The organism is Solimicrobium silvestre (assembly GCF_002976435.1).
Taxonomy (GTDB): domain Bacteria; phylum Pseudomonadota; class Gammaproteobacteria; order Burkholderiales; family Burkholderiaceae_D; genus Solimicrobium; species Solimicrobium silvestre.
On sequence record NZ_PUGF01000001.1, the window covers coordinates 241482 to 255570 of the forward strand.

Annotated in this window: 15 protein-coding genes; 7 read left to right on the forward strand and 8 right to left on the reverse strand. The window is 45.8% G+C overall.

Annotated features, from left to right (window positions below):
• Positions 1-11: 11 nt before the first annotated feature.
• From S2091_RS01020 to S2091_RS01035, 4 genes are all read left to right on the forward strand, one after another.
• On the forward strand, positions 12-527 hold the full coding sequence (locus tag S2091_RS01020) for a phage tail protein (RefSeq protein WP_105529915.1): 516 nt from the start codon (positions 12-14) through the stop codon (positions 525-527).
• Positions 528-618: 91 nt separating this feature from the next.
• Positions 619-912 (forward strand): DUF6916 family protein, encoded by a 294-nt coding sequence (locus S2091_RS01025; protein ID WP_105529916.1) that lies wholly within the window; start codon positions 619-621, stop codon positions 910-912.
• A gap of 12 nt (positions 913-924) precedes the next feature.
• Positions 925-1425 (forward strand): GNAT family N-acetyltransferase, encoded by a 501-nt coding sequence (locus S2091_RS01030; protein ID WP_105529917.1) that lies wholly within the window; start codon positions 925-927, stop codon positions 1423-1425.
• Positions 1426-1492: 67 nt separating this feature from the next.
• Entirely contained in the window at positions 1493-2554 is a 1062-nt protein-coding gene (locus S2091_RS01035; protein ID WP_105529918.1) for a serine endopeptidase, read from the forward strand.
• 299 nt (positions 2555-2853) lie between these two features.
• Here the strand turns inward: S2091_RS01035 and S2091_RS01040 are convergent, their stop codons facing one another.
• A complete protein-coding gene (locus S2091_RS01040; RefSeq protein WP_165794873.1) occupies positions 2854-3489 on the reverse strand; it encodes a LysE family translocator in 636 nt (211 codons plus the stop codon).
• A gap of 14 nt (positions 3490-3503) precedes the next feature.
• Positions 3504-4448, reverse strand: a complete 945-nt coding sequence (locus S2091_RS01045; RefSeq protein ID WP_105529920.1) for an NAD-dependent epimerase/dehydratase family protein — start codon at positions 4446-4448, stop codon at positions 3504-3506.
• A gap of 98 nt (positions 4449-4546) precedes the next feature.
• Between S2091_RS01045 and S2091_RS01050 the strand changes: the two genes are divergently transcribed.
• Complete coding sequence (locus S2091_RS01050) at positions 4547-5467, forward strand: LysR substrate-binding domain-containing protein (RefSeq protein WP_105529921.1); 921 nt, start codon at positions 4547-4549, stop codon at positions 5465-5467.
• A 128-nt stretch (positions 5468-5595) separates the two neighbouring features.
• Here S2091_RS01050 and S2091_RS01055 read toward each other — a convergent pair whose 3' ends face one another.
• From S2091_RS01055 to S2091_RS01075, 5 genes are all read right to left on the reverse strand, one after another.
• The gene (locus tag S2091_RS01055) at positions 5596-6363 is read right to left on the reverse strand and encodes a hypothetical protein (RefSeq protein ID WP_105529922.1); all 768 of its coding nucleotides are present in this window, start codon (positions 6361-6363) and stop codon (positions 5596-5598) included.
• A 124-nt stretch (positions 6364-6487) separates the two neighbouring features.
• Positions 6488-7018, reverse strand: a complete 531-nt coding sequence (locus S2091_RS01060; protein ID WP_105529923.1) for a DUF2306 domain-containing protein — start codon at positions 7016-7018, stop codon at positions 6488-6490.
• Positions 7019-7042: 24 nt separating this feature from the next.
• The gene (locus S2091_RS01065) at positions 7043-7333 is read right to left on the reverse strand and encodes a winged helix-turn-helix domain-containing protein (RefSeq protein ID WP_105529924.1); all 291 of its coding nucleotides are present in this window, start codon (positions 7331-7333) and stop codon (positions 7043-7045) included.
• 13 nt (positions 7334-7346) lie between these two features.
• Positions 7347-7889, reverse strand: coding sequence for a hypothetical protein (locus tag S2091_RS01070; protein WP_105529925.1), 543 nt, complete (start codon positions 7887-7889; stop codon positions 7347-7349).
• A gap of 422 nt (positions 7890-8311) precedes the next feature.
• Complete coding sequence (locus tag S2091_RS01075) at positions 8312-10129, reverse strand: M2 family metallopeptidase (protein WP_105529926.1); 1818 nt, start codon at positions 10127-10129, stop codon at positions 8312-8314.
• A gap of 418 nt (positions 10130-10547) precedes the next feature.
• On the opposite strand from S2091_RS01075, the gene S2091_RS01080 reads away from it, so the two are divergent.
• Both S2091_RS01080 and S2091_RS01085 read left to right on the forward strand, forming a co-directional pair.
• Positions 10548-12434, forward strand: a complete 1887-nt coding sequence (locus S2091_RS01080) for a potassium transporter Kup (protein WP_105529927.1) — start codon at positions 10548-10550, stop codon at positions 12432-12434.
• A gap of 49 nt (positions 12435-12483) precedes the next feature.
• Positions 12484-13182 (forward strand): glutathione S-transferase family protein, encoded by a 699-nt coding sequence (locus S2091_RS01085; protein WP_105529928.1) that lies wholly within the window; start codon positions 12484-12486, stop codon positions 13180-13182.
• Between the two features lie 36 nt (positions 13183-13218).
• Here S2091_RS01085 and S2091_RS01090 read toward each other — a convergent pair whose 3' ends face one another.
• Positions 13219-14061, reverse strand: a complete 843-nt coding sequence (locus S2091_RS01090) for an SDR family NAD(P)-dependent oxidoreductase (protein WP_105529929.1) — start codon at positions 14059-14061, stop codon at positions 13219-13221.
• Between the last annotated feature and the right edge of the window lie 28 nt (positions 14062-14089).

A 14089-nucleotide genomic window follows, 5' to 3' on the forward strand; every position in this document is an offset into this window, starting at 1 on the left:
AAGGAAAAAAAATGGCTGATCAATTTATCGGAGAAATTCGCGCATTCGGTTTTAACTATGCGCCTTATGAATGGGCATTCTGTAATGGGCAGTTGATACCAGTACAACAAAATGCCGCTTTGTTTGCAATTCTTGGCGCAAATTACGGAGGAAATGGATCTACTAACTTTGGCTTACCCAATTTACAAGGGCGAGCCATCATGGGTCAAGTCAATGGAGATATAAACAACCCGCAAGGCGACGCACAAGTCACCATTACCACAGCAACTATGCCTTCCCACAGCCACACCCTTTATGGCGATGTAGCGCATGCCAGTTCAGACCAGCCAGCAAATCACCTGCCAGCCCGTCTGTTAGATGCCAACAATAATGCCTTTATCGCAGCCGTACCACCGCCTGCCTTAACCACTCTGTCTCCGGCGACCATAGGCACGGTAGGAAATAGCTTGCCACATGATAATAGCCAACCCTATCAAGTGCTTAATTTCTGTATTTCACTGGCTGGTGCCTGGCCACAACGCCCGTAATGACAACTAAGCACAGCCAAATACAACCAAGTACAACTACCACCACAGTCAGGACTCTTCCTGACTGTTTTTAAATGAAAGGCCAGCATTTATGAACTACGCCGCAGAACTCTTTCATCCTCATCTGAACACACCGTTTTTTATACAATTTCAAGACAAGCAGCAAACCGAATTACTGCTGGAAGAAGTCAAGAATCAAAGCTCGGTAAACTCTTCCTTTCATCAGTTTTCGCTATTTTTTACCGGACCACATACGGATCAACTGGGACAAGGGACGTATACCCTGACGCATGCCAGTCTGCCTGAGCATGCAATTTTTCTGGTGCCGGTTGCCAAAACCGAACACGGCTATCGCTATCAAGCCTGTTTTAACATTAAAAAATAAGCGGGCTACCTCATGCAAATAACTCACCCCAACACCGCTTTACGTCCAATCAACGATACCGATATGGCTTTTCTTAAGCAGGTATACGGATCAACCCGGGAAGAAGAATTAAGACAGACCAATTGGAATGATGCGCAAAAAACTTCCTTCATCGACATGCAATTCCAAGCCCAGCACAGCGCCTATTCTGCATATCCCAATGCCGAATTTTTTTTGATTCTGCACGACACACAACAAGTCGGCCGGGTCTATTTACAGCATCGGCCAGATGCCATCCTGATTATTGATCTTGCCTTGCTCACGCAGTTTCGTGGGCGCGGTATAGGCAGCGGCATCTTGCAATCAATTTTTACAGAAGCGCAGCAACTAGGTAAATCAGTGCTAATTCATGTGGAAAAATTCAACCCTGCTCTTCTGCTGTACCAACGCTTAGGCTTTAAGCTGATCGCCGATAAAGGAGTTTATCTGCTGTTGGAATGGCAGAGTCCGGAGTTAGTCTCTACCATCCAATGACAATGCCTCGCTTAAGCTGAAAAATTAGGGTAACGTATCGAAAAATTACCTAATTAAAAGGAACGCTATGAGCAAGTCATTAAGGTTGTCAGAAAAATGGTTTCGTTTTGGTTTATGGATAGTCGCCGTCGTATTTGCCGGTTTTTTAATCGGCTTAGGTAGCAATGTGGTACAAAATTTGCCGCAAGTTGAGCATCATTACAGCATGTCTGATTTCATCGACAAGAACGCGGCAGCGCAAGCAGATCTTGCTATCAAAACTAGCCGCGACCAACGCAAGATTAACGACGACAACCTGGATCAGGCAGAGCGCCAATACGAGTCTGCCAAAGCCGATTCTCAAACAGCCCGTGACTCATTCACCAGTTGGATAGCCACACGCCGCGCTACTGCATTAGCATCGCAAGATAGCGACTTAATCGCCCGCAACCAACAGCTTGATAAACTCAAAAATACCGAGCGCAGCACTTTGGCGCAAGTACAGCAGCTACAAGAAAAAAACCGTAGCATCATGCAAGAACAGCAGAATGCGGAAACACAGTTAAGCCAGCTGCAAAAAACCGCCGATGTCGCCCTGGAAGCGGAACAACGCAAGCAGGATTTACGGGTCTTTTTATACCGTTTAGCGCTGACGTTACCGCTGTTAGTAGTTGCCGGCTGGTTGCTAAAGAAGAAGCGCAAAAGCACGTATTGGCCGTTTGTCTGGGGCTTTGTATTTTTTTCGGTCTTCACTTTTTTTGTCGAATTAGTCCCTTATTTACCCAGCTACGGCGGCTACGTGCGCTACGGCGTCGGCATCATCATTACCGTTTTGGTTGGTCGGCAAGCCATCATTTCATTGAACGCCTATTTGGAGCGGCAAAAACTCGCCGAACAACTGCCCAACCAACAGCGCCGCGAAGAACTCAGCTATGACGTTGCCTTGACGCGACTGGCTAAACAGGTTTGTCCCGGATGTGAACGTGAAGTCGATTTAAAAAACCCCGCCAATGATTTTTGCCAGCATTGCGGCATCTGCTTATTTGATCACTGCCGCAGTTGTAATACCCGCAAAAATGCCTTCACCAAGTTTTGTCATTCTTGTGGAGCTAATGCGGCGAATAAAGGGCTTGAAACTACGGTAATTTAATTATGAAAATAGGGGGTATTAGCTGAAAACGTAATACCCCCAAACAGTTAATCAACTCAAATGCTTCTTAATATCTTTATCGATGATTTACGGATTGTGGTGCATTACGCTTTCAGCTAATTCACCCTACTGGTTGCAGATTATTTCTCTATACAGGTTACGAGCTACTTTGAGTACAAAACGCACATCGTTCAATGTTCTACACAGAGGCCAATCAAATTCTTATCCAAACAAATTTCGACGGTTCATCGGCACCTGAAACCAGCCCCCAATTTAAGCAGTTTTAAGCACCCATGTGATTACCGAAATGAAGTTACAAGAATAAAAGTGCCGCAACACAGTAATCCCACGCCGCTGACAGATTTAAATCCGCCACCGATAAAGCGATTGTATGACGATAGTTGCTGCAATTGCGTCACAATTAATAGCAAAATGCAGAAATAGCTTAAATTGAGAATTTCAAAATACATACCAAGTAGGTAGAAGCTTTTCACTACAGATTTTGTTCCCGCCATAATAAACATAGGGAAGAATGTCGAAAAAAATAGAATAGGCTTGGGATTTGTAAGTGTGATTAATATGCCTCTCACAAAAGCCTGAAATCTCTGACCTTGCGCGGGCTTAGTTAAACTATTCCTAAGTTCATTTTTAGACCCTGACTTCAACAACGCCAAGCCAAGATAAAGTACATAGAGTGCTCCGCCAATTTTTACTGACATCAATAAGAGCGGAAATCGCGCTATAAGCGAAGAGAAGCCCAGGCCTGAAACTGTAATCAGTGCCACGTCACCGATAATGATACCTAATGCAGCAAAAACCGCATGGGCGAACGTCAAATGCGCTTTTCCCATGACGAAAAAAGTCGCTGGCCCTGGAATTATGATGATCAGAGTTGCCGCGAGCAAGAAGGCTAAAAAATTTTCTATACCAAACATTTTCATTCTCGCTGTCAAATTTGTGCTGCTTTTGACTCAGCAGCAATATGCTGTGAGATCAGCTCAGCTAACCATTCCCTTCGATGATTAAAGCTGTAGCCCAATGATTGGGCCCTGCTTGTGTCCATCATGTGTAGGTGTGAATAATCAAAGGGGCTCAATTGCGGCGCATTAATTTGGCACACCACGGGTTGCGAAACTATGTCCTTGTGCATTAATTCCCCTACTTCCCTGTAAATATCCAGCGCGCTAAACTCACCAACACTGGCGCTGTTAATGGGGCCGAGGAAAGTTTCCTCGCCTACCCAGCACAAAAAATCGCAAATTGCCTCTGGGTTGGTGAATGAACTTTTCCCATGCCCATTGGAATAAAGCACTGGGTCGCCTTGATAAACACGCTGCACATATGCCGCTAACCGCCCAGTAAAATCTTCTGGCCCTGCCAATACATGAGCGATACGTACGCTAACCACGGGTAGGCTGCCTTCCTGATAGAAGTAAGCCTCAGCCTGCCGTTTCCCCAATCCGTAATGCTGTTCTGCCAGTTCAGCGATATCCCAGGGATGCGTCATGTCTACTGCCACGCTATTCAAATCCAGATCGACTTCTCGGTATGGGCGATCAAATTTGCGATACAAGTGGTCATAGACTTCAATGGTGGACGACACCACATAACGCCCAACTTTACCTGCGAACGTTTTCACCGAGATTGCCGCGTCGCGTGGTGTGTAACACATTTGGTCATACACAATATCAAAACCACTAATTCCCGCAAATGCTTCCAGCATGGACGCTTCATTTTTACGATCTACTTTGATGCGCTGCACACTGTAATCAAAACTATCTTTCATTTGTCCACGAGTAGCAATTGTCACCTGATTCCCCGCATCCAAAAGCTTCTGAACCAGCACCTTGCCGAAAAATCGCGTTCCACCGATAATCAATATATTCTTACTCATAAATTACCTCTTTTTGAAATTTAGGCGATTATCAAAGAATATTTTTGAATCGACAAACGATAAATTTTAATCAAATAAGAAAGATAATCTAATTCATCATGAGCAAACCTTTACGTAGTTTATCCGGCCTGATTGATTTTGAATGCGCTGCGCGCTGGTGCAGTTTCAAGTTGGCCGCACGTGAACTGAATAAGACACCGGCAGCGATAAGTCAGCAAATCAAGCAATTAGAACAAACACTTGGCTTTGCACTTTTCACGCGACAAACGCGTCAGTTAGTCATTACCGAGAAAGGCCAGGAATTGGCAAGCGCCGTCGCCAAACATTTACGCGAGTTGAATGCCAAAGTGGCAGCGCTGCAAACTACAAATGAAGAGCATGTCTTACGCATATCTACTACACACTCGTTTGCAATGAAATGGCTAACACCACGATTGCATCGTTTCGTTGAACGCCATCCTGAGTTAGACATCCGCATAGAGTCTAATGATGCCTTGGTAAATTTAAACGACTCATCTTACGATGTGGCTATACGCTATAGCAAAATTCAGGATACTGCCGACGCAGCCCCACTGCTCCGTGAAAAGTTAGTCGTTGTGTACAGTCCTGCATTGCTGAAGAAAACGGTAAGCACAAAGAAATCTGCCACACAATCACTGATCTCATTACTCAAATTTCCACTGCTGTTTGAAGGCACTCCTGAAAACTGGTTGCGTTTGCTCAAAGAAAACCGAATTCCTGACGCACACTACGATTTTTCACATGGCTACAGTCATTCCGGATTGCTTGTGCAGGCGGCAGTGGCCGCACACGGTGTTGCTCTCGCACCGTATTCAATTGCCTATGAAGATATAAGGAAGGGAGCATTGATAATCGCGCCGTTCAAACGACTAACGTCACAATATGGCTATCGTGTTTTGTATCGCGCTGAAGAAGAACCATCGCTTAAAACAAAATTATTTGACGCGTGGTTGCACGAAGAGGTTGACGAGATGGAAAGCCATCTTATTGAAAATTAATTGGATTAAATGACTGATTTTGCAGTGCGTAGATACTGGGTTGAAGCTTATACGCACAACCAAGCCTTCCGCGCTGGGACGAACTCCAAATTGTGCATCGATGATGCTTGGATTTCATTCCAGCCTTTTTACAGATTACTAGTGAGATTGGATTCTGCGAATTCAAATTCGATTAACGTATTGTCCGGCCAAGATTTATCGTGCAGAGGCGGTGAATATAATGTGTGATCAACAGAATCTAGCCGGTCCATATCAAGTTTTTCACGATGCTCTCCAAATACCAGAGTAGCGCCGATTATTGGTTTCGTTGCCACATAAAAAACTTTGCTTCTCGATGAATGACAAGCACCACCTAGAGGAACAATGTAGGCGATTTTTATGAAAGATAAATCGAATTGATCAATTGCCCAACGAACTTCGCATTCCAACCGTAAATCTCCTAGGCGGCGTGCATTTGACGGTACTTCCGGGCTATGAATATCCGGACGCCAACGAAACAGTCCTTTTTTTCGGTTGAGCTGCAAATCTGCGTTATTGTCCGCAGCCGATTGATCGCGTGGTAGCACAAAAGTATGGCTTGTCGAAATTGGCACGTCAATTTCGTTGGGTAAACCCACAATCTTCAATTTCAGCCCATCGATAGGAGTACTTTTCACTTTCGCCAGCAAGAGAAATTGTAATGCTGCGGAGGGTGCCAGCTGATGGTTACTTTCAAATGCATCAAGCCCTTCCAACATCTTGCGATAAGATTTCCAGTCTGGATCTCTGAAACCGGTGACGCTGACTTGCTGGACTTGTTCATTTAAAACGCTGCCCATATCTTCTTGAACTTGTTGGGCAAAAGCGGATGATAAATTTAAGTATAGTAATATCCCGCCAAAGAAAATAGAGTTCATTTTTAACCTAAATATTTTTGAGTTAAGTGAAATTCACCAACTAAGTTCATCTATCAGAATCTCATCTGATTGAGTAAATAAGATGAGGAATTGAGTTTTATAGAGTTTCAAAAAATAATGCGCTTTACAGTCCGGAAATTTTCGGATGATTAATATTAGCCCGCGGCCTTACGGAAGTTGCCTGGATTAGGCTGCGTGATGTTTTACCCCCAAAATAGGCAATCAACATAAGAAAAAATACCAAGGCCAATCCTTGAAAATTACTGATTGCTGCAGTTTTTTCTTTTAAACCAGGTACGCGTAAAAATACCTCGTTGATTAATCCACCAACCAATTGGTAATAACTAAAAATAATCGCAGTAAGATGCACGCGTAGCCAAAATTGACCTGGTATTTTCCAGCGCGCTGAAACAAAGGCGATGATTAGGCTGATTAATGTTGCTAATGCCAATATATGGAATAGTGTAAAGCCACCTATTTTGTAAATAGCCAGCGCAGTGATGTTGGCTATTACCGACGCAATTACGTAATTACCACCAAGCCGTTTGTGAACATCGCCACCTTTTAGTTTCCACAATAAGATGAATCCAGAAATCAATGCAATGATGCAGGCAATGGTGTGCACCCAACCGATAATGCCAATGTCTAAAGCCATATCTACATTCCTGTTTTAGGGTTATTACATGTCTAATAAGTTACGTAATGCGGTGACATGATGCTTAAACGCATTCCGCCCTTGCGTAGTAGCGCGTATGCGGGTTTGCGGTTTTTTTCCTACAAATTGCTTATCAATTTCAACGTAATTTGCACGCGCCAAAGTATCTAGATGCGCGCCAAGATTTCCGTCACTGGCTTCGACCAGCGATTTGAGACGAACGAATTCAATCCACTCCTCTTTTTTGAGTACATTAAGTGAGGTCATGATGCGTAAGCGCATACTTTGATGAATAATTTCGTCTAGTCCCGGCATGATTCAACGTCCCTTATTTAGCACGGGCTATCCAAGTGCCCCCCAACAACAACCCACCTCCCCCGGCTATTGCCATGATCAAATTAAACCACGGCATAAAATTGAGGTAGGTGACCATACATAGAGCAATAACGGTTGCGCCTAAAATAATCCAGCGTATACCAAACCAGAGCCCACTTAACATGTAGCAAGCCATGATCAGAAAAGTCCAAAATACGGGAAGAGCGCCTGGTCGGTTGGAAATCAAGGTAGAAACAAGTATTCCAAACGCGGCAATAATGACGATTGCCCAAGTTATTCGTTTGTCCTGCTTCTCATTTTTGCGATCACGTATGCTTAATATTACGGTTGCTATCCCCCCTATAGCATCACAAATTAACCAAATGCTGCCTGAATTCACCGGCATAAAAAAACAGGATAAATAAGCAATAATCCAAACCACTCCCCAAACTTGTACATATATTCCAGAACGCCAATAGCCTATTAATTCTGCGCTGCGTTGTTGCGTTAGTTCAATTTGAATTAAAGCTTCTTGCGCTTGTTGTTTAGTTATCACGGGTTTTCTCACATTTACTCTGCAATACAGAGTACTCTATATAAAATTAATTTATGCGTCAATAGAATTATGAATAATGTATTTCAGAGAAAATGGACTAACTAGGCGTTATACTTTTGAGAGGAAGGGGTGCGTATTGACTGAGAGTCGACAGCGAGGTAGGTGGTAATGGCGAAGCATATTACATCTTACAAGTTGTTATGTAACGATGTTCGAATTACTAGTGAAAAACTGCAATATGCGGCTGTGAATCGCCAGATAAAGCGCACCAGCAATTCGTGCATAAATCTGCGGGGAAGTCTCTATGGTTTTATTTATCATTGCATCTTCAATCCCATTTATGAATATCTTTGGCTGTAGGTATAGGTGTAAGCTGGGTTGAAAACCCAGCTTACCACGCCGAATCACGACAACATATTCACTTACTTCTTCGCACTCTTCTCATACAACGCATTCTGTTCATCCAGCCATACTTTTAACGGCGCGAAATAATCAAGAATCGCCGTAGCATCAATCCTGTCTGAACCCGTCATCGTTTTTAACGCTTCAGGCCACGGCTTACTGGAACCCATTTTCAACATCGCCTGGAATTTTTCGCCGGCTTGTTTATTTTCAAAAATCGAGCAACGATTTAACGGGCCAACATAACCGGCTTCTTTACACAAGGCACGATGAAACTGGAATTGCAAGATATCAGCCAAGAAGTAACGTGCGTAAGGCGTATCCGATGCGACATGAAATTTTGCTCCGGCATCAAAGCCATTCGCTTCCATCGGTGCAGGGCGGCTAATTCCTTGGTATTGTTCACGCAATTCCCACCAAGCTTTGTCGTAGTTTTCTGGCGTGACTTTGCCGGAATACACTTCCCAGCGCCATTTATCAACCAAGTAACCGAACGGTAAAAACGCCACTTTTTCAAGTGCACGGTTAAGCAAAGTACCTATCTCCTGATCTTTGGTTGGCAGAGTTTCACGCAGGCCGATTTTTTTCAAATACTCGGGCGTGACTGACAGTGCAATCGTGTCGCCTATCGCTTCATGGAAACCATCGTTTGCGCCGTTGTGGAACATTGGATCTTGATCACGATACGCCAGGAAGTAATACACGTGCCCTAATTCATGATGAATGGTTGTGAAGTCTTCGGCAGTAGGAGTAATGCACATTTTGATGCGCACATCTTGCCGGGCATCGATATCCCACGCGGACGCATGGCAAACAACTTCGCGGTCTTTAGGTTTGCTCAGCAAAGAACGCTTCCAGAATGTTTCCGGTAACTTTTCCATTCCGAGGGAAGTGTAAAAACGCTCTGCGTAGCCCGCCATTTGTGTTGGCGTGACTTTGCGCTCTTTTAACACTTCACTTAAATCATAGGAGGAGGAAAGCCCTTCCGGTTTTAAAATGGGATATAAATTATCCCAGGTCTGGCTCCACATATTGCCAAACAAATGCGCGGGAATTGGGCCGGTTGATGGCACCTCTTTTTCGCCGTAGGTTTTTTGTAATTGATGACGCGTGTAGGTGTAAAGTGAGTCATACAACGGCTTTACTTGTTGCCACAAACGTTCCATTTCAAATTCAAATTGCTTGGGCGTCATTTCATAGTTGGAACGCCACAACGCGCCAGTATCGGCATAGCCCATGTTCACCGCGCCTTTATTCGACAAGGCGACATATTTTGCGTAGTCGTCTTTATAGGAAGGCGACAGGCTGTGCCAACCTAACCAAACTTCTTTTAACAAAGCCGGATCACGTGACGTTGCCATGATGTGCTCCAACTCACCCAATGCTAAACAGCTCTTGGGATCATCCTTTTTTGGGCAATATTTAGCTTTGCCATAGCTGCCTGACATGGAAGCCGCTATGCGCGCATAAGCGGCGCGTTCAGCCGGATCAGATAGCATTAAATTCAGCTGCATTTGCGCTAATTTGCGCTTACTTGCTTCGCTCATTAGCACGCCGTTATAACGACGCGCTTGCAACGCTAATTCGCCGGAAATTGCCAGCAGCGCTTCGGATTCTTGTGCCGTAGCCGCTTCTGTGTCGTCCGTGATGAAGTTTTCATAAATCCATTCGGCCCGCTGCGCACGAATAACAGCGGCTTCCAGCTTCGCTTCCGCGTCATGCACAAATTGTTCAGCTTCGGCGGTGGTTGGCGTTCCTGTCGATGGTGCTGCAGTTTGCGCCCAGCTGACTTGGGTAATAAGTACGCTACAAGCTAAAACAAGGGGGTTTAATTTCATCACGATCTCCTATTTTTTTGGTATTTACGTTAAAAACTCGTGTGAGTTTAGCAAATTCACCTCATCTGACAACGCATTTTTCGCAAAAATATCAAGAACAGAGTAAATTTTGTAAAAGCTAAATAACTAGCCTGACTATTCATTAAATAAGCGACAGTAAGAAATAATGCTTAGAATAAAACTTAAGACTAAGCTAATAAGTAAGCCCTAAAAATCTGTATACGTGTGAAAAATCAAAGTACATAATTCCTTATTTACAGATTCGATTACGCACTAATTTTGAATCAACGTCACACAGCCTCATCGAGCTTTACAAAAATCACCCCAGAAAACTGAATGCCTTAGGTCGTCCTAGGAGAACATTTTGTCGAATAGTTCAACATCTCAGTCAACACCCCAATCAGCACACTCTCAATCCATGCCCGCACTTGCTCTGGCAGCACTGGGTATAGTGTTTGGCGATCTGGGTACCAGCCCCTTATATGCCTTGCAAGAGACGTTTCACCCGCAGCGCGGCGTAGCGGCGAGCGCAGAAAACGTAATGGGTGCCGTGTCGCTGTTCTTGTGGGCACTGATTATCATGGTCAGCCTGAAATATGTTCTGGTCTTAATGCGTGCCGACAATCGTGGTGAAGGTGGGATTTTAGCGTTGCTAACGCTATTAATCGGAGAACGCAGCTGCCATCAGCACACAGGGCGACGCGCTAAACGCTGGATTTTTTTAGCGCTGATCGGCACGGCCATGTTGTATGGCGACGGCGTTATTACTCCGGCGATTTCGGTGCTCTCCGCCATTGAAGGCTTACAGATCGCCACGCCAGCATTCCAACCCTATGTTGTACCAACCACGATTGTGATTTTGATCGGGCTGTTTGCCATTCAACCATTCGGTTCTGGCAAAGTCGGGATTATCTTTGGCCCGATTTTATTAATCTGGTTTTTAGTGATTGCCGCGCTCGGCTTGCATACACTTTGGCAAAATCCTGCCATTCTTGGCGCGATCAATCCGATGCATGGCATTCGTTTTTTTGAGCGCAATGGTGGTCAAGGATTTATTGCATTGGGTGCCGTGGTACTTTGCCTGACTGGCGGTGAAGCCTTATATGCGGATATGGGACATTTTGGCCGCAGGCCAATTCAGCTCGCATGGTACGGACTGGCGCTACCGTCGCTGGCCCTGAATTATCTTGGACAGGGTGCGCTGTTATTGAGTAACCCTAGCGTCGCTGACCGCCCGTTTTATTCGATGGTGCCAACCTGGGGCCTGTATCCCATGGTGGCACTGGCGGCACTGGCTACGATTGTCGCCTCGCAGGCGTTGATCTCCGCCGTATTTTCATTAACACGTCAGGCCGCGCAATTAGGCTACAGCCCACGCGTTGAAGTCATCCACACTTCCGGCGCAATGATAGGCCAAGTCTATCTGCCGACCTTGAATTGGCTACTAATGATAGGTACGATCGCCATCGTCTTGCTATTCAAAACTTCCGACAATCTGGCCGCCGCTTTCGGGCTGGCGGTTTCCACCACCATGGCAATTACCACGATTTTATTTGCTGCCTTAGCCCGCGTCAGATGGCATTGGTCATGGTGGTCAGTGGCGGCTGTGGCTGGCGTATTCTTCATTGCCGATGTCGCCTTTGTCCTGGCAAATACGCTTAAATTCCTGGACGGCGGCTGGCTACCACTCGCCCTCGGCATTGCCGTCTTTTCCATCATGGCTTCGTGGTATGCGGAACGCGCAATATTAGCAAAAGAACGACGCGAACGTGCTATGCCACTCGGTTCTTTTATTGATAACCTGGCGATGTCGCCACCGCACCGGGTTGCCGGCGTAGCTGTATTTTTAACTGAAGAAGCAGACGTAGTGCCTGTCGAACTGCTGCATCATTTAAAGCACAATCAAGTGCTACACGAACGCGTCGTATTGCTCACCCTGATCACCGAGGAAGTGCCGCGTGTGCAGAAGGAACATAGTTTGTCCGTGGACGAATTGCCGCTCGGTTTTATCAGTATAATCGCGCGGTTCGGATTTATGGAAGAGCCCAACGTTCCCAATACGTTGGATCTGACTTCCAAGCTCGCAGACTATGAATTGTTCGAACCCTTATCAACCACCTATTTCCTCGGCCACCAAACCCTGGTGCTTCCACGCCGCCGGCAATGGCAATGGCGCGGTTGGTTGCATCGCTGGTCGCAGAGCCTGTTTATACTCTTAAGCCGCAACGAACATAATGCAATACTGCGTTTCGGCTTGCCGCCCAATCGCGTAGTTGAGCTTGGACAGCACTTGGAAATGGAGTAATAATGCTGTTCGTAAAATAATTCAAACATCATTAGAAAGTGCCCGTCACATGCTAACCCTGCATCATCTTGAAACATCACGTTCGCAACGCATACTCTGGTTACTGGAAGAGTTAAAAGTGCCGTACCAGATCGTACGTTATCAACGCGACAAAAAGACCCGTCTCGCCCCGCCCGAACTGAAAGCAATTCACCCATTGGGTAAATCGCCAGTGATCACCGACGGCGATATAACGGTTGCAGAATCGGGCGCAATTTTGGAATATCTGGCCGATAAATATGGCTATCTGGGTAAAGAAGATGCTACTGGCGAGCTTACCAACATCGTGCCCGCGCCAAACACCCCCGAACATCTTCAATGCCGCTTTTGGATGCACTACGCCGAAGGATCTCTAATGAACTGGCTGGTGATGAAGTTGGTGTTTATGACTATTCCAACTCAGCCTATGCCGTTTTTTGTCCGTCCGATTGCACGCCAGTTATGCGCCAAGGTGCTGGTCAAACTAGTTGATCCCAACGTCACAACTGCGCTCACCTTTATAGACAATCACCTCGCCAGCCACCCATGGTTTGCCGGAGATGAAATAACGCTAGCTGATTTTCAAATGAGTTTTGCTGTCGAGGCGGGATTGGCACGCGGTAATCATGCCCGTCAGTTTACGCATCTGTCCGCTTACCGCGAAAAAATGGTACAGCGTCCCGCATACCAGCGAGCCATAAAAATCGGTGGTCCGGTGATCATGAGCTAATTTAATTAGTTTAAATTTCCAACGCTGAATACATTCTCAAAGCGGCAGCAAAGTTGGTGCGCGCTGCTGCAAAATATCTTGCATCCTCACCTCTATTCCTTGAATGGTATAAGGATGAGTCAGGATGTAAAACTGGTTATGTTTAACCGCATCCAAAGTCGCGCTAGCAACTTGCTCGGCACTCATACCAGCTTGCACTGCCTTGGTTACTGCCAAGCCTGTTTTGATGCTGACTTTATCTAATTTTGCGACATCGGTACGATCTTCCGATGCGCGGTGCCGTTCCGATTCAATAATACGGGTATTGACCCAACCCGGGCAAAGTACCGACACGTTTATGTTCGCCTTGCGTAACACCAGGTCATGCTGCAAGCCCTCCGATAAGGTCACCACGCCGAACTTACTGACGTTATAAGCAGCTAACGACGGCTCAGAAATTAAGCCGGCAATCGAGGCAGTATTGACGATGTGCCCGTCTGCGCCGCCCGCCAACATACGCGGAATAAAGGCGCGTAATGCGTGCGTTACGCCATACAGGTTAATTCCCATTAACCAGTTCCAATCTTCTTCTGTCGTTTCCCAGGCGTTTTTTGCGAAGGCGACACCGGCATTATTCACCAGCAAATTGACTTGCCCAAACCGCGCAAACGCAGCGTCGGCCAATGCATCTACAGCGCTTGATTTAGATACATCTGTTACCTGCCCAATTACCTCTGTATCGCGGGCAGAAATTTCGGCCACGGTTGCAGCCAGCTTATCTGCATCAATATCGGCTAATACTAATTTCATCCCTTCCGCTGCACAAGCTAGAGCAATAGCTTTGCCGATACCTTCTGCGGCACCGGTAATAACAGCGACTTTTTGGCTTAAATTTTGCATGGTGAATTCCTGACTTTAAGTAACTAAA